Consider the following 17,092-nt stretch of genomic DNA (forward strand, 5'->3'; position numbering starts at 1 on the left):
CATGGCGCGCATATCAGGCGTCATCCCGCCGACACCGGACGAAATCCGCATTGAGCTAGACCGGCGGGCCTGTGGCCGCTCCGTGGTCGAGATGATCAAGCGCGGATGGCATGTCCTGGAGCCGGGCCAGCCGTACAAGCATGGATGGCACATCGATGCCATCGGCGATCACCTGGAGGCCGTAAGCAGCGGCGAAATCCTGCGCCTCCTGGTCAACGTGCCGCCTGGCACCATGAAATCGATGGCGTGCGGCGTCTTCTTCCCGGCGTGGGAGTGGGGACCGCGCGCCATGCCGCATTTGCGGTTCATGGGGACGTCCTACAAGGACTCGCTGGCGATCCGCGACAACGTCAAAACACGACGTTTGGTCACGTCCAAATGGTATCGCGATCGCTGGGGCGATCAGTTCTCGATGATCGGGGACCAGAACACCAAGACCAAATTTGAGAACGACAAGACCGGCTTCCGCGAAGCCATGGCCTTCAACTCGATGACGGGCTCTCGCGGTGATCGCGTGCTCCTCGACGATCCGCTTTCGGTTGCGCAGGCGAAGTCGCCTGTCGAGCGCCAGACGGCGAACGACACGTTCCACGAGGCGCTGCCGACCCGTCTCAACAATCCCGATTCGTCGGCGATCATCGTCATCATGCAGCGCCTGCACGAAGACGACCCGTCGGGCGTGATCCTGGCGAACGACTACGGCTATGAGCACCTCATGCTGCCGATGGAGTTCGAGCCGGAGCGCAAATGCTACACCTCGATCGGCTTCCAGGATCCTCGCAAGGTCGACGGCGAATTGCTGTTTCCCGAGCGCTTCCCGCCTCACGTGGTCGAGCGCGACAAGAAGATCATGGGCAGCTACGCCTCGGCGGGGCAGTTCCAGCAACGCCCGGCGCCCCGCGAAGGCGGCATGTTCAAGCGCTCCTGGTTCGATGGCAAGTTCGTCAGGCAAGCCCCCAAGGGCACGGTCTGGGTCCGCCATTGGGACTTGGCCGGCACGCGAGGCGGCACTGGCGCACGCACCGCCGGCGTCAAGCTCGGCCGCGATCCCGACGGCCACTACTATGTCGGCCATGTCGTCACCCTTCGCGAGGAGGGCAAATCGGTCCGCAAGACCATCAAGGCGCAAGCCGCGATCGACGGCAAGGCGGTCAACATCAGCCTGCCGCAGGATCCGGGGCAGGCCGGCAAGTCGCAGGTGCAGGACTATGTGTCCGACCTCGCCGGCTACCGCGTCCATGCCGAGGGTGAAACCGGCGACAAGATCACGCGCGCCGAGCCGTTCTCGGCTCAGTGCGAATACGGGAACGTCTCCATCGTCGAAGGCGAATGGAACGAACTCTATCTCGACGAACTCTGCATCTTCCCGGCCGGCAAGCTCATGGACCAGGTCGACGCATCTTCCGGCGCCTTTACGAGGCTGCTCAACATCAAGGGGGCCATGGTGATCAGCGACGACGTCCTTCGACGCGCTGCCCAGCCGGGCAACCGATGATCAGGCGGTTTTTCAGGGCCGCGCGCCGCCTCTTGAAGCGCAAGCCAGTTGCTCAGCCTGCCAAGGCCGCACCGCTTGCCGCGATGCCTCCAGGCACGCGTGGAGCCCCGCGCATCTCGGAAGCGATGCTGTCGGCTCTGCGCGCCCAAAAGAAGGGGGCAGCACCGCACGAAACGTCGGTCTTCTCCATGCCGCAGCACCCGGCAAGCGTTCTGCCGGCGGGCAACACCGGCCTGGCGATGGACAGCGCCGTCGGCGCGGTTCAATCCTGGGCCAATGGCTTCGCGCTGAGCGGCTACTATTCCGAGGGGATCACCTTCCTCGGCTATGCCTACCTGTCGGAGCTGGCGCAGCGCCCGGAATACCGGGTGATCTCCGGGACCATCGCAAGCGAGATGACGCGCAAGTGGATCCGCTTCACCTCGAACGACGGGGAGGACAAGGCCGACAGGATCACGGAGCTGGAGAACGAGTTCAAGCGCCTCAACGTGCGCGACATGTTCTGCCGCGCTGCCGAGCAGGATGGCTTCTTCGGCCGCGGTCACATCTACATCGACACCGGCGACACCGACGATCCTGCCGAGATGCAAAAGTCGATCGGCGATGGCTGGGACAAGCTCTCGATTGCGAAGTTCTCGAAGAAGCCCATCCAGGCGCTGCGCACGGTCGAGGCAGTCTGGTGCTACCCCACCAACTACAACTCGAACGATCCCCTCAAGGACAACTGGTACCGGCCCGACACCTGGTATGTGCAGGCCAAGATGGTCCACACCACGCGGCTGATCACCCTCATCGGCCGCGAAGTCCCCGACCTGTTGAAGCCGACGTATTCCTTCGGCGGGCTGTCGCTGTCGCAGATGGTGAAGCCCTATGTCGACAACTGGCTGGAGACGCGCCAGTCGGTCAACGACATCATAAGCGCCTTCACGGTGTTTGTGCTGGCGAGCAACCTGCAAGAGACCCTGCAGGCGGATGGCGACCAGCTCTTCAAGCGCGCCGAACTTTTCAATTTGGTCAGGTCCAATCGCGGCCTGATGATGATCGACAAGGACACGGAAGACTTCAAGAACGTCTCCGCCTCGCTCTCTGGCCTCGACGTGCTCCAGGCGCAATCGCAGGAGCACATGGCATCGGTCAGCCATATCCCGCTGGTCAAGCTGCTCGGTACACAGCCGGCGGGCCTGAACGCTTCGTCCGAGGGCGAAATTCAGGTCTTCTACGACTACGTGCACTCGTTCCAGGAGAAGCTGTTTCGCAAGCCGCTGCACTTCCTCCTGGGCTTGGTGATGATCTCGCTCTGGGGCGAGACCGACGCCGGCATCGGCTTCGAATTCGAAAAGCTCGAAGAGACCAACGAGAAGGAAGCGGCCGAGGTCGAAAAGACCAAGGCCGAGCGCGACGTCATCCTGATCGATGGCGGCGTGATCTCGCCGGAGGAATCGCGCCAGCGCGTTGCCGCCGATCCGGACTCGGACTTCTCGTCGATCGACGTCGAGGACTTGCCCGACCTGGAGGAAGAGGAAGAGGACGGCCTTGTCGTCAAGGGCGGCTCTGGCCAGCAAGAGGAGGCGGCATGAACGAGAGGCGGGAAATCCGGCTTCGTCTGCTGGAGATGGTGGGGCGCGAGGGCTTCTATCCAGAGACCATCGTCGACCGTTCTCAACCTGGAACGGTTTGTCCTGGATGCCGGTGTTGCCAAGCCCGAGGAGCCGGCAGATAGTGCGGCTCCCGACACGGACAACGCTGGCGCCGCTTGATCACGCTCAACCTCTGGGAACTTCTCAAAGCACAGACGCCCGATGATCGCGAGATCGCCGAGACGCTGAGGGATCGTGATGTCCAGCCTCGAACGTCGCCGGAAGGCGAAGCAGAACGAAAAGGTTCTGCCTCCCGTCCGACCCAACGTCGGGATCGAGGCGGCCTATAGGAGCCGCCTGACGCGCCTGATCGACGCCATGAGCAAGAGCGTGGTCTACTGGCTCACAGCCTCCTACCGGGCCAATACGCCCCGCTTGGCGCAGGATGAGACGCCGGCGGATGCGCTGCGCCGATCGATCCGCAAGCTTGCCGCGCAGTGGACTAAGCGCTTCGATATCGCATCGGACCAGCTGGGCGACTATTTCGCGTTGTCGGTCGAGAAACGTTCGAGTGCGGCGCTCCGCAAGATCCTGCGCGATGGCGGCATCTCGGTCGAATTCAGGATGACGGCAGAGATGCGCGATGTTGTCGACGCGACGGTCAACGCCAACGTCTCGCTGATCAAGTCGATCCCGTCGCAGTATTTCGACCAGGTGGAAGGCGCGGTCATGCGGTCGGTGCAGACCGGCCGCGACCTTGGCGGCCTCGTCAAGGAGCTGGAGCGCTTCTCTGGCATCTCGAGGCGGAAAGCGGCCTTCATCGCGCTCGACCAGAACAACAAGGCGACGTCGGCCTTCACCACGGCGCGCGAGCTGGCGCTCGGCATCGACGAAGCCGAATGGCACCACAGCGGCGGCGGGAAGGAACCTCGTCCCACGCACGTCCAGGCTGGCCGCGAGAAGGTCCGCTACAAGATTTCGACTGGCTGGTACGACCCGGCGGTCAAACGCTTCATCCGGCCTGGCGAGGAGCCCGGCTGCCGATGCGTCGGCAAGCCGGTGCTTAAAGGCTTCTCATGACCGGCTGGTCACTTTTGCCGGTCGTACTCCTCTGCGACAAACGCTGCGGCGCCGTCGAACACCAGTTGCTGCCGCAAGGCACCGTGCCCGTAAATGGCATCCCCCTGCTTATGCCCGTCCCGACATTACCTGCGATGCTACCGCCCATCACCTTCGACCTTTCCTTTCATGGAAATCGCCCAGTACGATGCAGTTCCTCGAATTCGTGAACGCCTTATTGTAAGGTATAAATTAAATAGAATAATGCTGCCGCCACCTCAAGAATTAAAAAATAGCGAAAAGCATAGTGAATATCCCTCTTAATAATGAAATATACGATACTCGCCGATACTGGCGCGATAAAAACCGAAAATGGGTGATAATTATTTTCCATAGCCTTTTTTCATTCATATTTATGCCAAAATACGACCAAGCGTCACTATCACGCTACATCGTGACGACACGTCACACCGCCTGGCCTGACTTCCACGTTGCAATTGGACTTGAGGCCATAGCGGTAGACAAAGGTGGTGCCCGCCACTGCATGGCATGGCGCCACCGCCAGCATGAGAACGAGAGCTGAGACGGTACAACGAAACATCGGCCCTTCCTAAGCGGCGTGCAGCGTAGGGATCGCTTCGATCTCGGCGCTCATCGCCTTCTCTGCCTGCTCCAGGTCGTAGATGCGCTGGAGGTTGAGCCAGAACACCGGACCGTTGCCCATCAGCTTGCCGATGCGCAGCGCCATGCCGACGGTGACAGGCTGCTTCTCGTCCAGGATGTCGTAGAGCGTGCGCCGGGAAATACCGAGCAGCTTGGCGATCTCGGTCTTGGACTTGTCGAGCGCCGGCAAGAGATCTTCGCGCAGAAGCTCTCCGGGATGCATCGCGGGCAGGCCGCGCTTGATGGGTGCAGTGTTCATCAGTGATAATCCTCTAGTTCGACCTCGATAACGTCTTCGCCGTCAAAACCGAAGGTGATGCGCCAGTTTCCGTTCACTCGAACAGAATAGCGCCCCTTTTGATCGCCCGATAGGCCGTGGAAGCGATAGCCGGGAAGGTCCATGTCTTCCGGTTTTGAGGCTGCTTCCAAGGCCCGAAGAATGCGGGCGACCCGCTTGTCGTCTTGCACGCTCAGACCGCGCGGACTGCCGGTCTCGAAGAAGCGTTGCAGGGCTTTGTTTCGGAAAGACTTGAGCATGTTTGTAAGGTAGCGCCTTACACATTTTAGGTCAACAAGATTGTGAGGCGTGGCCTTACAAAATAGGAAATCAGACCGATGCCGAATGAGCAAGAGATCGAGCATCTCGCGGCCAGCGACACCTTGGCCATGGACCGCGCCAGCGTGCGCACGTTCGACCAGGACGGCCACCTGCGCGTCGAGATGACGCCGATCTCGAAGGCCAATGTGTGCCCCTACTACGGGCGGGAAATCCCTGATTTCGAGGCGCTGGGGCTCGACCCCGAACGCCTCTATCACCTCTACCGCGATGCCGAGGAGCTGGCTAAGGCCGCTCCGACATTCGTCGGCAAGCCGCTGCTGCTCAAACACATTCCGATCAGCGCCAAGGACCATCCGCGCGAAGCCGTGGTCGGAGCGCTTGGCGATGCCGTCGAGTTCCATGCGCCGTACCTCATGGCGCCGCTCAGCATCTGGGATGGGGCAGCAATCGCGCTGATCGAATCCGATCGGCAGAAAGAACTATCGAGCAGCTATCGCTACCGGGCCGACATGACGCCCGGCACGCTGGCTGGAGAATCCTACGACGGCGTGATGCGGGACATTTCCGGCAATCACGTCGCGTTGGTCGAGGAAGGCCGCGCCGGGCCTGATGTAGTCGTCGGCGACAGCAAAACGGAGATCATCACGATGAAGAAAACAGCAATGCTGTCGCGCATGGCGTCTGTCGCCCACGGCGCGATCCTTGCCCACGTCCTGCCCAAGCTGGCCGCCGATCAGAAGATCGACCTGCGCCCGGCTCTGGCTGGCGTGACTGCCAAGAACTTCAAGGCCCAGCGGCCGGCAATCGTCGAAGCGGTGGCCAAGGCTGCCAAGGGCAAGCTGGCGGCCGACGCCAAGCTTGACGGCCTCGATGCGCTCCTGGTCGCGCTCGACGGCGTCGAGGGTCAGGAAGCCATGGACGAAGAGGACGACGACGAGGCCAAGAAAAAGAAGGCCGAGGACGACGCCGACGAAGAGGAAAAGAAGAAAAAGGCCGAGGATGACGCCGAGGAAGAGGCCAAGAAAAAGGCCGAGGACGCCGAGGAAGACGACGACGACAAGGTTGGCAAGAAGGCCATGGACTCGGCCATTGCCGCCGCCGTGTCGAAGGCCAAGGGCGAGGTCCGTGCCGAAATGATCAAGACGGCGGCCGATATCCGCATCGCCGAAGAGGCGGTTCGCCCCTACATCGGCAAGCTGGCCATGGCCCATGACAGCGCCGAAGCCGTCTATCGCACGGCGCTCTCCTCGCTTGGCGTCGATATCGCCGGCGTTCACCCGTCGGCGCTGCCGGCGATCCTCCGCGCTCAGCCGGTGCCGGGCTCCCACCAGGCGCAGAAACCCGCTGCCGTCGCCATGGACGCTGCCGGCGTCAGCTCTTTCCAAGAGATGTTCCCGGCCACCAAGACCCACATCGTCAAGACGCTCTAAGGCGAGCGACTTAAATCCTGAAACCCCTTCGAGCCGGCCAGTGAGCCGGCTCTTTTCATGAGGAGAATCGCCCATGTCTGGCTTTCAGACGCAGGCCGCCTACAATCCCGCCCCGGCTGTTGAGGGCGACTTCGCTTCCACCAATCCCCGCACCACCGTCATGGCAGCGGCTGGTGCTCTGGTCGCTGGTGCGCTCGGCGTCATCATCGGCCGCTTTGCCTGGAAGAGCTATGTCCAGGTCGACAGCAACAACGCACCGGCCGTGGTCAACACGTTCGGCACCGGCCCGGTCGCCGGCTTCATCCACCGCGAGCAGCAGGGCCTGATCGAGCAGTATCTGCAGGAATCGACCATGCTGGTTCCGGCCGGCTTCCCGGTCACCGTCTTCGATAGCGGCGACTTCTGGGTGAAGAACAACGGCGCTACCCCGGCGATGGATGGCCAGAAGGTTTATGCCAACTACGCCGATGGCAAGGCCACTGCCGCACCGACCGGCTCGCCGAACGGCGCGACCACCACGGCGGGCTCGATCGCTGCCGCCACCAGCGGCTTCGTCGGCTCCATCGTCGGCAATGTGCTGGCGGTCACGGCGGTCAACTCGGGCACGATCTATCCCGGCACGACCATCTCCGGCACCGATGTCTCCAGCGGCACCAAGATTGTCTCGCAGCTGACCGGCACGCCCGGCGGCGTGGGCACCTATGCGGTCAACATCCCCGACCAGGACGTTGACCCCGGCACTGTCATCGCCGGCACCTATGGCGTGTTCACCGCCGGCGGCACCATCGCTGGTGTGTTCGGCGTCGGTGACACCCTGACCGGGACCGGCATCAGCGCCGTCACCACCATCCGCCAGCAGCTTACCGGTCCTGCCGGCGGCGCCGGCACCTATGCCGTCGACGTCAACACCGTCGTCAACGCCACGGCCATCACCGCGGCCACCAACGTCGAAACCAAGTGGACCGTGCGTTCCTTCGCCCAGCCGGGCGAGCTGATGAAAATCAGCTCCTGGCCCCAGGGCTAAACCAACCCTCCCGTCAACCTCGAACCATGCGCGCCGGCCCGTGAAGCCGGCGGTCTGTGAGGAGAACCACCATGCAATTCCACGACTTCAACACGGCCGCCGCAACGTGGGCACAGCACCGCCCCATGTTCGAGGCGGCCGGCATCTACCTGCCCGAGGCCCGCGCCTATATGGTCGAGGCGTACCGCACCAACCATTTCGCGATGGATGCGCAGCCCTCTCTGGCGACGTCGCCTAACGCCGGCATTCCGGCCTTCCTGACAACGCTGGTCGACCCCGAGGTCTACCGCATCCTCTTCGCCCCGACGCAGGCCGCCGAGATCTTCGGCGAAACCCGCAAGGGCACATGGATCGACCAGACCGCCATGTTCCCGACCGTGGAGCAGACGGGCGAAGTGTCGAGCTATGGCGACTACAACGACAACGGTCGCTCTGGCGCGAACATGAACTGGCCGCAGCGCCAGTCCTACCTGTTCCAGACGATCGCCGAGTATGGCGAGCTGGAGATCGAGCGCGCCGGCCTCGGCCGCGTCAATTGGGTTGGCGAGGTCGACGGCGCCGGCACCACCGTGCTCGCCCGCTTCCTGAACACCACCTATTTCAAGGGTGTGCAGGGCCTCCAGAACTATGGCCTTCTCAACGACCCGAACCTCTCGGCGCCGATCACCCCGGCACCGAAGGCGTATGGCGGCGTGAAGTGGATCAACAACGGCCAGATCGTCGCCACGGCGAACGAAATCTACGCCGATATCCAGTCGCTCTGGCTCCAGCTCGTCACTCAGTCCGCCGGTCTCATCGACCAGAAGACCAAGATGACGCTGGCTCTGTCGCCGGAATCGCAGCTGGCCATGACCGCCACCAACTCCTTCAACGTCAACGTCGAGGATCTTCTGAAAAAGAACTTCCCGAACCTGCGCGTTGAGACGGCGGTGCAGTATGGCGCGCAGACTGCAATCAACCCGGTGGGCATCGCGGGCGGCAACCTGGTGCAGCTGATCGCCGACGCGATCGACGGCCAGAAGACCGGCTATTGCTCCTTCAACGAAAAGCTTCGCACGCACCCGATCATCCGCGCGATGTCCTCGTGGAAGAAGAAGATGACCAGCGGCACATGGGGCGCGATCATCCGCCAGCCGATGGGCATCTCCCAGATGCTCGGCATCTAAGACGCTTGACAACAGTTGGTGCCGGATTGTAACCATTTCGGCACCAAATCACTTCCGTGGGGTAGAGCAGCCCGGTAGCTCGTCAGGCTCATAACCTGAAGGTCGTCCGTTCAAATCGGACCCCCGCAACCAAATCCGGACCCTGAACGGTCTCGTCGAAGCGTTGGCGCTGAAAGCGAGACCTGCAAGGCGAGGATGGCGCTAAAGGCAAGCATCTGGCCCAGCCCGGTTGAGAGACCGGGCAACAGTTTTGAGGGTGCGCACCTGCATTGACGGCCGATCTAGACGGCAAGAGCAGTTGACCCTGGGTCCGGAGACGTGCGCGGAACGGACAGGCAGAGTCGGGCCGAGAAATCGCTCGGTGGGGAGTAAACCCGGCACCCACCATCCAATTCGCCCGAAAGGGCAAAGAAAATGCCAGGTTCGAGGTCTGCTACGATAGCGGGCGGAAGACGACAGCGCGGCGGCTGAACGCCGACCTGGTAGATGGTCAACCCAGCGAGAAGGGGTTGAAAAGGTCGGTGACGGCGCTTCACGCGGTCACGGGTAGAGGTCCGGGACACCGAAACGTTAGCCGGGGGCTCCTTGAACATAAAGGCGGTCGCGACGACCGTGAAACGTTCAAACTCCACGAGCGCAAATGCTTGTGTGATTGCGCCGACAAGCGGGAACGCAGGCCCGTATGGGGCGAGCGGGTAAACGGACGGACCGGCACCACGCTCGCCCTCGAAATTCAAGATGTCCTCCCAGGACAGCGAGGCGCGGAAACGCAGCCTTGCACCGGTTCCCGCAAGGGGAGCCAGGGGACCTGCTCGGCGCGCTTTTTGCCGGGTGCGCTGAGCGGGTCTCCCACCACAGTTTGCGGATGCTCCGTGAGAGGTGCCTGTTCCACAGGCGCTGAGCCAGGATTGACACCTGGCATCCGCTCCAGCCTTCGGGCCGCGTCATTGGTGTTGATTGGTGGGGGCACCTCTGAACGCCTCTGGCGCGGCCCGGACGCCTCGAGGAGCCGCAATGCACAGTGTTAGCGAAGAGAGACGGCAGGGGATCATCGCCGCCTATCTCGCCGGCGATCGAACCGGTGAGATCGCCAAACGGTTCGGCGTCTCGGAGAGCTACCCCAGCCAACTCGCCGCGCGCCTAAACGTGCGCCGGCGCAATCTGGCCAACTGCCGCAAGCCCGGCCCGAACCTCAACCAGAAGCCGCGCATGGTGATTGCTGACGCTCTGGTCGACGAGATCGCAGAGCCCGAGCAGATCGGCGCGGACGTCAACAGGATCGACGAGATCAAGCGCCTGGCAAGCATCGGCCGCCGGCGCACCGAGATCGCAGCACTGCTGCGTTGCCCCTATCGCGTGGTCGACGAAGCGCTGTCCTGACGCTGTTTCTTTCAACCGGAGTACAACAATGTCTTCCACTGTAACCGTCGCTTGCAAGCTGCCCCATGGTCTGATCATGCGTCTCCACACGATGGAGGACATGAACGAGCCAACTGCCGGCGGCGGCTTTCGCAAGGTGAAGCGCGCCCAGGTCATTGGCGAGCCGGTCGTTCTGAAAGGCTACAGCCGCCGCTACGATCGCCGCACCGAGCAGGCGCCGGCCGCGGTACAGGGCGCGTTCGCGCTGACCCACAACGTCGACGCCGACTTCTTCAAGAAGTGGTTGGACCAGAACAAGGATCTCGACGCGGTCAAGAACAACCTCATCTGGGCGCATGCCGAGACCGACATGGTCGAGGGCTTCATCAGGGAGCACGACAAGCAGAAATCGGGCTTCGAGCCGATCGATCCCAACAACCTGCCGCGCGGCATCCAGGCCTACAAGAAGGATGATGTCGCGGCCTAACACCACAACGCCCAGGGAGGTCCGTCATGGGCGTCATCGTCGATTTCAGCTACGCGAACTTCGTGGCGATCTTCCCGCAGTTCGCAACGCTCACCCAGCCACAGGTTGAGCAGGGCGCGTTGCCGGTGGCGGTGCTCTATTGCCGCAATGATGGCGGCGGACCCGTCACCAAGGCCGAGACGCAGACGACGCTGCTCAACCTCATGGTCGCGCACATCTGCCAGCTCATGTACGGCGCCAACGGACAGGCGCCGGCCGGGATCGTGGGACGTGTGTCGAATGCTGCCGAGGGCAGCGTATCGGTGCAGGCCGAGTTCCCCATGACGCCGAGCAACGCATGGTTCATGCAGACCCCATTCGGCGCGGCCTTCTGGCAGGGCACAGCCTCCTACCGGACCATGCGCTACATGCCCCGGCCGGTCCGCGTCTTCAACCCGTGGCTCAATCAGTAAAGGAACCGTCATGGACCTGCTCCAACAGTTGCAGCGCGAGTTTCGCGCCTTCAAACAGTCGGCCGAGGATCGCATCAAGGGCCTCGAGCGCAGCCTTCGCCTCGTCTCGCCGGAGCCCGTCTTCGTGGCCGAGGAGCCGCTGCCGGCGGAAACCGCTGCTCTCGTCGACGCCGGCACCACCGGCACCGCCGGTCCCGAGACGCCTCCGGCAACGCTTCCTGCCACGCCTCCGGTCGCTGACGCTGCTGGCACCACCCAGCCGCCGGCCGAGACCCCGGCCGAGCCGGTCGCAGATGCCGCTGCCGGCGCTGCCGATCCCGCTGCCGACACCAAGTCGAAGGCCGGCAAGGGAAAGACCGCCGATGCGGCGGCCGATCAGACCGACCCGGCCAAGCAGTAAGGCCATGGTGCAGCTCTCCGGCGGCGACAAGCTCGCCGCAAAGCTGGCCGAAATCTCGAAGAACCTCCAGAAGGCCGCATCTGTCGATGTCGGCTTCCTGGAGGGCTCGACTTATCCCGACGGCACGTCCGTCCCGCTGGTCGCGGCGCTGAATGAATTCGGCACCAGCGACACGCCGCCCCGGCCGTTTTTCAGGGGCATGATCGAAGACAAGAGCCCCGAATGGCCTGACGCCGTGGGCAACCTCCTGGTCGCCAACGACTACGACGCCGACAAGACGCTGGGCCAAGCTGGCGCGGCCCTCAAGGGCCAGTTGCAGGCGGCGATTGCCTCGTATGACGGCCCGGCACTGCAACCCGCCACCATCGCCCGCAAGGGCAACGACAAGCAGCTAGTGGACACAGGCCACATGCTGGCTTCGGTCGACTACGCGGTAAAATCCTGAACCGGAGACCAAGACGATGCGAGCCGTCCTTTTTTCGAGCAACATCGGCGATATCAAAGCCGATCTGGCATTCAACAACAACTTCGAAGCCGTGACCGATCCTGGCATCAATGACGATGCCAATGATGGCTATCAGGTCGGCTCGGCTTGGGTGAATACCGCCACCGACACCGCATGGCTTTGCGTCGATGCGACCGTCGGCGCGGCCATCTGGACGGCCACCGCACAGGTCGGCACCACGCAGGGCGCACCGGCCGCGCACACTGTCTCCGGCACGCTGGCACCCGCCGACCTGCTGGCCGGCATCATCACCATTGCCCAGGGCGCCGGCGCGGCCTCCGCGCAACAGCTGCCGACCGGTACCGCACTCCAGAACGCGCTGCCTGCTGACTTCCAGGTCAACGACAGCTTCGATGTCTCGGTGATCAACACCTCCATCGTCGATGCCGAGGATGCGACCATCACCACCAACACCGGCATGACGCTGGTGGGTTCGATGGACTTCCCGGCGCACAGCGGCCCGACCATCCCGTCGAGCGGGATCCTGCGCTTCCGCAGCACGGGCGTGGACACCTTCTCGGTCTACCGCGTCGGTTGATCAGATGAACCTCCACGGGATCGTTTCGGCGGCGATCGCAACGGTCAACCCGTTCGTGACCGCCACGCTGAAACGGTCCACCGGCTATGCCACGGCGGCCGACGGCACGCGCACGCCGAGCTTTGACGATGTTCCTGGCGTCCCTTTGCAGGCGCAGGCGCTGAGCTATAGCGACCTGCAGCTGCTCGACGGCCTCAACATTCAGGGCGTGCGGCGCGCCGTCTACCTCAACGGTTCGGCGCTCGGCGTGGTGCGCGAGCTGCAAACCGGCGGCGACCTATTCGTCTTCCCTGCCGGCACCTTCCCGGAAGGCAACACCTGGCTCGTGGCTCACGTGCTCGAGTCGTGGCCCGACTGGTGCAAGTGCGCCTTGACCCTACAAGTGGATGGAGCCTCATAATGGCGAACGCGACCTTCACAGTGCCATGCCCGACGGGCGTCTGGACGCAGGTTGCCGCCGGCGCGGCCTATGCGAACGTCCAGCTGCAGAAGACCAGCGTCTGCAATGTGCAGGCCGCCATCGCGGCCGCTGAGCCGGCGGTGGGCTCGACGGAATTCGTGCTGCTGTCGGAGATTTTCGCGACCTTCCCGCTCGGCACCGGCGACGTGCTCTGGTGCATGCCGCTCGGCGCGGTCGACGGCACGGTGCGCGGGATCGGCACCGGCGCCTGATGAGCGGCCCGGTCCCCAACCAATCGGCCATCCAGACGGTCCTGCGCGGCTTTCTCCTGAAATACCTGCCCGCCGGCGTCGAGGTGGTGACGGCTCAGGACAACCGCGTCCCAGAGCCGGCCGGCGATTTCGTCACCATGAACGTCATCCGCCGCGGCCGGCTCTCGACCAACTTCGACACGTACCAGGACTGCGCGTTCGAGGCGTCAATCGACGATACGGTTATGACCGTTACACATGTATCGTTCGGCATACTCCTGGTGGGGGCGACTGTCTTCGCAGCCCCGGTGGCCGATGGCACGCTGATCAGTGCGCAGATCGGCGGCACGCCCGGCGGAAACGGTACCTATACCGTATCGCCTGCGCAGACCGTGACGGCGCAGACCCTATCGAGCGGTGCGGAGTCCATCACGCAGCCGACCGACATCGTGATCCAGCTCGACGTGCACAGCGCGTCGGATGGCAGCGCTTCCGATATGGCGCAGACGATCGCGACCCTGATCCGCGATGAGCGGGCAACACGCTACTTCGCCGATACCGGCTTGGATGGCGCGCCACTCTATGCCGACGATCCGAAGCAAGTCCCGTTCTTCAACGGCGAGCAGCAGTATGAAACCCGCTACGTGCTCGAAGTGCATATCCAGGCCAACCAAGCACTCGGCCTGCCGCAACAGTTTGCCGACCAAGCCGTGATCGACGTTTTCCCCGTCGAAGCAACTTGGCCGGCCTGACCCCTCAATCGAAACAGAAAGGACCTGGTCCATGACGACCATCCCGGCCTCGCAGCTTGTGAACGTGATCCCGAACGTTCTCAATGCGGGCGGCAACGCGCTCGTGATGAACGGCCTCGTGCTGACCCAAAACACCCGCGTTCCTATTGGCGTGGTGCTGTCCTTCCCCAACGACGGTATCTCGGTGTCGAATTACTTCGGCGCGTCCTCGGAAGAGGCCGAGATCGCGGCGATCTATTTCAACGGCTACAACAACTCGACCCAGAAGCCGGCAACCATCCTGTTCGCGCAGTATGCCTCGGCAGCGGTCGCGGCCTATCTGCGCGGCGGTAAGGCTTCGCAGCTGTCGCTTGCCCAGCTCCAGGCGCTGAGCGGCACGCTCATCGTCAACGTCGATGGCTATGTGCACACCGCTGGCGCGCTCGACCTGTCGCCCGCAACCAGCTTCTCGGCGGCGGCGGCTCTGATGACCACGGCCTTGAACACCAGCCTGCCGCAAGTCGCGTCGGTGACTGGTTCCATCGCGGCCGGCACGGCATCGGCGACGGCCTCGATCGACGGCAACGTCATGTATGTGACGGCGGTCGCCTCGGGCTCGCTGGTAAGGGGCGCGGTGCTGTCCGGTACCGGCGTCGCGGCCGGCACGCAGATCACCAACCAGCTCTCGGGCACGCCCGGCGGCATCGGTGAATATGCGGTCTCGACCGAGCAGGTTGTGGCCAGCACGGCGGTCGCCACGACCTATGGCACCCTCACGGTCACGGCGGTCGAAAACGGCACGCTGTCGGTCGGCCAGACGCTTGGCGGCACCAATGTGACCGCTGGCACCCTGATCACGCAGCTTGGCACCGGCGAGGGCCTGGCAGGCACCTATATCGTCGACACCACGCAGACGGCGGCGAGCGCTACCGTCACGGCCTCGGCTACGCCTCTGGACGTCGCCTACGACTCGGTCTCTGGCGGCTTCGTCATCACCTCCGGCATCACCGGCGCTGCATCGTCGGCCGCTTTCGCGACCGGCTCGGTTGCCGACAAGCTCTTCCTGACGCAGGCGACCGGCGCAACGCTGTCGCAGGGCGCGGAGGGAACGACGCCGGCGGCCTTCATGGACGGCATCACCCAGATCACCCAGAATTGGGCGACCTTCATGACGATGTTTGACCCGGATGCGGGCTCCAACACGGCGCAGAAGCTGGCCTTTGCCGAGTGGGTCAACAACACCAACAAGCGCTATGCCTATATCGCTTGGGACACCAACATCGTGCCGACCGAAGGCGCGAACGCTTCCTCGACCTTCGGCAACATCGTCATGAGCGAAAACCTCGACGGTACCTGCGCGATCTACCAGCCCGACGGCGGCCCGACCACGCCGGCGCAGATCGCGGCCTTCGTGTGCGGCTCGGCCGCCTCGATCGACTTCCAGCAGACCAATGGGCGCATCACCTTCGCTTTCCGGGGGCAGGATGGCCTCGTGGCCGGCGTAACGTCAGCCGCGGTTGCCAACAACCTCTTCGCCAACGGCTACAATTTCTACGGCGCCTACGCGACGGCAGCGCAGCAGTTCCTGGAGTTCCAGAACGGCACGGTGTCGGGCGAGTTCGAATGGCTGGACAGCTACATCAACCAGATTTGGCTGAACAACCAGCTCCAGCTTGCCCTCATGGAGCTGCTCCAGAACATCAACTCGGTGCCGTACAATGCGGCCGGCTATGAGCTGATCAAGGCGGCATGCCTCGACCCGATCAACCAGGCGCTGAATTTCGGTGCCATCCGCGCCGGCGTCACGCTGTCGGCGCTCCAGATCGCGCAGATCAACTCGGCGGCTGGCCTCCGGGCGAGCGACACCCTCCAGCTGCAAGGCTGGTACCTCCAGGTGAAGGACGCCACCCCACAGGTGCGCCAGGCCCGCCAGAGCCCGCCTATCAACTTCTGGTACATGGATGGCGAGTCCGTCCAGAAGATCGAGCTTACCTCGACCCTCGTCCAGTAAGCGGCAACCAATCCCCCCGTCAGGAGCCAGATCATGTCGACCCTAACCGCCGCGAACGCGGTCATTACGCTTGCCGTGCCGAACCTCTTCCCAACCCCGGTGCAGTTGCAGGGCTTCGCCGCCGACAACATCTACGACATGGACAGTGTCGACCAGGTCGAGACCGCCATGGGCGTCGATGGCATCCTGTCGGGCGGGTTTGTCTACAACCCGACCAACCAGACCTTCGTGTTGCAGGCCGATTCCCCTTCGATCGCCTTCTTCGAAACCTGGGCGGCCACGCAAATCCAGGCCAAGGACGTCTACACGGCCAACGGCTCGACGACGCTGCCGTCGCTCGGCCGCTCGTACATCTCCACCAAGGGCTTCCTGGTGAGCATGCCCCCGATGCCGGGGGCGGCCAAGATCCTGCAGCCGCGCCGTTTCGCGATCCGCTGGCAGAGCGTTCAAAGCGTCCCGAACTGAGGTAAGTCATGCGTAAAGAGATCGACATCACCATCACCGACGAAGGTCGTGATGAGGGCAAGACGTTCCACATCAAGGAGATGGCGGCAACGCGTGCGGAGAAGTGGGCAATGCGCGCCCTTCTCGCCGTGGCGCGTTCCGGCGTCGAGCTACCCGACGACTTCGCCGCCATGGGCATGCAGGGCATTGCCATCGTCGGCATCCGGGCGATCACCAAGATGGCCTTCGAGGATGCCGAGCCCCTGCTCGACGAGATGATGGAATGCGTGACCATCAAGCCCGATACCCGCAACGCCCTCATCCAGCGCGGGCTTATCGAAGGTGATGTCGAGGAGATCGCGACGCTGATCCAGCTGCGACAGGAGGTAATCAACCTTCACGTCGGTTTTTTTACAGCCGGCACGAAGTCGAAATTGATCTCGACGCAGTCGCCGGAGTCCAGCTCCTCGAATACGGAAACGTCTCCAGGGCAATCGGTCAAGTTCTCTCAAAGGGGAAAACGACCCTAAGAGAACTCGAC

General features: G+C 63.3%; 20 protein-coding genes and 1 tRNA gene. 19 read left to right on the plus strand and 2 right to left on the minus strand.

Annotation, left to right across the window (positions count from 1 at the left end):
- Position 1: 1 nt before the first annotated feature.
- The 3 genes from terL to AC0L3E_RS00740 all read left to right on the plus strand — a co-directional run bounded on the left by terL (position 2) and on the right by AC0L3E_RS00740 (position 4,152).
- Positions 2-1,495 carry a phage terminase large subunit gene (terL, locus tag AC0L3E_RS00730; protein WP_473603933.1) on the plus strand — a complete coding sequence of 498 codons (1,494 nt, stop codon included), beginning with the start codon at positions 2-4 and terminating at the stop codon, positions 1,493-1,495.
- Complete coding sequence (locus AC0L3E_RS00735) at positions 1,492-3,072, plus strand: DUF1073 domain-containing protein (protein ID WP_473603934.1); 1,581 nt, start codon at positions 1,492-1,494, stop codon at positions 3,070-3,072. The genes terL and AC0L3E_RS00735 overlap by 4 nt, the downstream gene beginning before the upstream one ends.
- A gap of 258 nt (positions 3,073-3,330) precedes the next feature.
- Positions 3,331-4,152, plus strand: a complete 822-nt coding sequence (locus AC0L3E_RS00740; protein ID WP_473603935.1) for a phage head morphogenesis protein — start codon at positions 3,331-3,333, stop codon at positions 4,150-4,152.
- Between the two features lie 589 nt (positions 4,153-4,741).
- Here the strand turns inward: AC0L3E_RS00740 and AC0L3E_RS00745 are convergent.
- Positions 4,742-5,053, minus strand: coding sequence for a HigA family addiction module antitoxin (locus tag AC0L3E_RS00745; RefSeq protein ID WP_473603936.1), 312 nt, complete (start codon positions 5,051-5,053; stop codon positions 4,742-4,744).
- Positions 5,053-5,331 carry a type II toxin-antitoxin system RelE/ParE family toxin gene (locus tag AC0L3E_RS00750; protein WP_140663671.1) on the minus strand — a complete coding sequence of 93 codons (279 nt, stop codon included), beginning with the start codon at positions 5,329-5,331 and terminating at the stop codon, positions 5,053-5,055. The genes AC0L3E_RS00745 and AC0L3E_RS00750 overlap by 1 nt, the downstream gene beginning before the upstream one ends.
- Before the next feature lie 78 nt (positions 5,332-5,409).
- On the opposite strand from AC0L3E_RS00750, the gene AC0L3E_RS00755 reads away from it, so the two are divergent.
- From AC0L3E_RS00755 to AC0L3E_RS00830, 16 genes are all read left to right on the plus strand, one after another.
- Positions 5,410-6,783: a DUF2213 domain-containing protein gene (locus AC0L3E_RS00755; protein WP_473603937.1), complete on the plus strand. Its 1,374-nt coding sequence runs from the start codon at positions 5,410-5,412 to the stop codon at positions 6,781-6,783.
- A 73-nt stretch (positions 6,784-6,856) separates the two neighbouring features.
- Complete coding sequence (locus AC0L3E_RS00760; protein ID WP_473603938.1) at positions 6,857-7,807, plus strand: structural cement protein Gp24; 951 nt, start codon at positions 6,857-6,859, stop codon at positions 7,805-7,807.
- Between the two features lie 71 nt (positions 7,808-7,878).
- On the plus strand, positions 7,879-8,973 hold the full coding sequence (locus AC0L3E_RS00765) for a hypothetical protein (RefSeq protein ID WP_473603939.1): 1,095 nt from the start codon (positions 7,879-7,881) through the stop codon (positions 8,971-8,973).
- Positions 8,974-9,028: 55 nt separating this feature from the next.
- A tRNA-Met gene (locus AC0L3E_RS00770) sits at positions 9,029-9,105 on the plus strand.
- A gap of 882 nt (positions 9,106-9,987) precedes the next feature.
- Complete coding sequence (locus tag AC0L3E_RS00775) at positions 9,988-10,353, plus strand: hypothetical protein (protein ID WP_473603940.1); 366 nt, start codon at positions 9,988-9,990, stop codon at positions 10,351-10,353.
- Between the two features lie 28 nt (positions 10,354-10,381).
- A complete protein-coding gene (locus AC0L3E_RS00780; protein ID WP_473603941.1) occupies positions 10,382-10,819 on the plus strand; it encodes a hypothetical protein in 438 nt (145 codons plus the stop codon).
- 26 nt (positions 10,820-10,845) lie between these two features.
- Positions 10,846-11,271 (plus strand): DUF4054 domain-containing protein, encoded by a 426-nt coding sequence (locus tag AC0L3E_RS00785; protein ID WP_473603942.1) that lies wholly within the window; start codon positions 10,846-10,848, stop codon positions 11,269-11,271.
- Positions 11,272-11,281: 10 nt separating this feature from the next.
- On the plus strand, positions 11,282-11,671 hold the full coding sequence (locus tag AC0L3E_RS00790; protein WP_473603943.1) for a hypothetical protein: 390 nt from the start codon (positions 11,282-11,284) through the stop codon (positions 11,669-11,671).
- 4 nt (positions 11,672-11,675) lie between these two features.
- The gene (locus AC0L3E_RS00795) at positions 11,676-12,116 is read left to right on the plus strand and encodes a hypothetical protein (protein WP_473603944.1); all 441 of its coding nucleotides are present in this window, start codon (positions 11,676-11,678) and stop codon (positions 12,114-12,116) included.
- 16 nt (positions 12,117-12,132) lie between these two features.
- Complete coding sequence (locus AC0L3E_RS00800) at positions 12,133-12,714, plus strand: hypothetical protein (RefSeq protein ID WP_473603945.1); 582 nt, start codon at positions 12,133-12,135, stop codon at positions 12,712-12,714.
- A 4-nt stretch (positions 12,715-12,718) separates the two neighbouring features.
- Complete coding sequence (locus AC0L3E_RS00805; protein ID WP_473603946.1) at positions 12,719-13,114, plus strand: hypothetical protein; 396 nt, start codon at positions 12,719-12,721, stop codon at positions 13,112-13,114.
- Positions 13,114-13,386, plus strand: a complete 273-nt coding sequence (locus tag AC0L3E_RS00810) for a hypothetical protein (RefSeq protein WP_473603947.1) — start codon at positions 13,114-13,116, stop codon at positions 13,384-13,386. The genes AC0L3E_RS00805 and AC0L3E_RS00810 overlap by 1 nt, the downstream gene beginning before the upstream one ends.
- Positions 13,386-14,117 (plus strand): phage neck terminator protein, encoded by a 732-nt coding sequence (locus AC0L3E_RS00815; protein ID WP_473603948.1) that lies wholly within the window; start codon positions 13,386-13,388, stop codon positions 14,115-14,117. The genes AC0L3E_RS00810 and AC0L3E_RS00815 overlap by 1 nt, the downstream gene beginning before the upstream one ends.
- Positions 14,118-14,148: 31 nt before the next feature.
- Positions 14,149-16,107, plus strand: a complete 1,959-nt coding sequence (locus AC0L3E_RS00820; RefSeq protein WP_473603949.1) for a DUF3383 domain-containing protein — start codon at positions 14,149-14,151, stop codon at positions 16,105-16,107.
- Between the two features lie 33 nt (positions 16,108-16,140).
- A complete protein-coding gene (locus AC0L3E_RS00825; RefSeq protein WP_224655066.1) occupies positions 16,141-16,572 on the plus strand; it encodes a phage tail fiber protein in 432 nt (143 codons plus the stop codon).
- An 8-nt stretch (positions 16,573-16,580) separates the two neighbouring features.
- Positions 16,581-17,081 (plus strand): hypothetical protein, encoded by a 501-nt coding sequence (locus AC0L3E_RS00830; RefSeq protein ID WP_473603950.1) that lies wholly within the window; start codon positions 16,581-16,583, stop codon positions 17,079-17,081.
- The last annotated feature ends 11 nt before the right edge of the window (positions 17,082-17,092 follow it).

The sequence above is a fragment of the Mesorhizobium sp. WSM4822 genome (assembly GCF_055811155.1).

Excerpts from the sequence above, each read along its gene's own strand:
- AC0L3E_RS00750 (WP_140663671.1), bottom strand. The coding sequence starts at position 5,331 with ATGCTCAAGTCTTTCCGAAACAAAGCCCTGCAACGCTTCTTCGAGACC.
- AC0L3E_RS00830 (WP_473603950.1), top strand. The coding sequence starts at position 16,581 with ATGCGTAAAGAGATCGACATCACCATCACCGACGAAGGTCGTGATGAG.
- AC0L3E_RS00740 (WP_473603935.1), top strand. The coding sequence starts at position 3,331 with ATGTCCAGCCTCGAACGTCGCCGGAAGGCGAAGCAGAACGAAAAGGTT.
- AC0L3E_RS00780 (WP_473603941.1), top strand. The coding sequence starts at position 10,382 with ATGTCTTCCACTGTAACCGTCGCTTGCAAGCTGCCCCATGGTCTGATC.
- AC0L3E_RS00815 (WP_473603948.1), top strand. The coding sequence starts at position 13,386 with ATGAGCGGCCCGGTCCCCAACCAATCGGCCATCCAGACGGTCCTGCGC.
- AC0L3E_RS00805 (WP_473603946.1), top strand. The coding sequence starts at position 12,719 with ATGAACCTCCACGGGATCGTTTCGGCGGCGATCGCAACGGTCAACCCG.
- AC0L3E_RS00785 (WP_473603942.1), top strand. The coding sequence starts at position 10,846 with ATGGGCGTCATCGTCGATTTCAGCTACGCGAACTTCGTGGCGATCTTC.
- AC0L3E_RS00745 (WP_473603936.1), bottom strand. The coding sequence starts at position 5,053 with ATGAACACTGCACCCATCAAGCGCGGCCTGCCCGCGATGCATCCCGGA.
- AC0L3E_RS00825 (WP_224655066.1), top strand. The coding sequence starts at position 16,141 with ATGTCGACCCTAACCGCCGCGAACGCGGTCATTACGCTTGCCGTGCCG.
- AC0L3E_RS00775 (WP_473603940.1), top strand. The coding sequence starts at position 9,988 with ATGCACAGTGTTAGCGAAGAGAGACGGCAGGGGATCATCGCCGCCTAT.
- terL (WP_473603933.1), top strand. The coding sequence starts at position 2 with ATGGCGCGCATATCAGGCGTCATCCCGCCGACACCGGACGAAATCCGC.
- AC0L3E_RS00790 (WP_473603943.1), top strand. The coding sequence starts at position 11,282 with ATGGACCTGCTCCAACAGTTGCAGCGCGAGTTTCGCGCCTTCAAACAG.
- AC0L3E_RS00810 (WP_473603947.1), top strand. The coding sequence starts at position 13,114 with ATGGCGAACGCGACCTTCACAGTGCCATGCCCGACGGGCGTCTGGACG.
- AC0L3E_RS00735 (WP_473603934.1), top strand. The coding sequence starts at position 1,492 with ATGATCAGGCGGTTTTTCAGGGCCGCGCGCCGCCTCTTGAAGCGCAAG.
- AC0L3E_RS00800 (WP_473603945.1), top strand. The coding sequence starts at position 12,133 with ATGCGAGCCGTCCTTTTTTCGAGCAACATCGGCGATATCAAAGCCGAT.
- AC0L3E_RS00755 (WP_473603937.1), top strand. The coding sequence starts at position 5,410 with ATGCCGAATGAGCAAGAGATCGAGCATCTCGCGGCCAGCGACACCTTG.
- AC0L3E_RS00760 (WP_473603938.1), top strand. The coding sequence starts at position 6,857 with ATGTCTGGCTTTCAGACGCAGGCCGCCTACAATCCCGCCCCGGCTGTT.
- AC0L3E_RS00765 (WP_473603939.1), top strand. The coding sequence starts at position 7,879 with ATGCAATTCCACGACTTCAACACGGCCGCCGCAACGTGGGCACAGCAC.
- AC0L3E_RS00795 (WP_473603944.1), top strand. The coding sequence starts at position 11,676 with ATGGTGCAGCTCTCCGGCGGCGACAAGCTCGCCGCAAAGCTGGCCGAA.
- AC0L3E_RS00820 (WP_473603949.1), top strand. The coding sequence starts at position 14,149 with ATGACGACCATCCCGGCCTCGCAGCTTGTGAACGTGATCCCGAACGTT.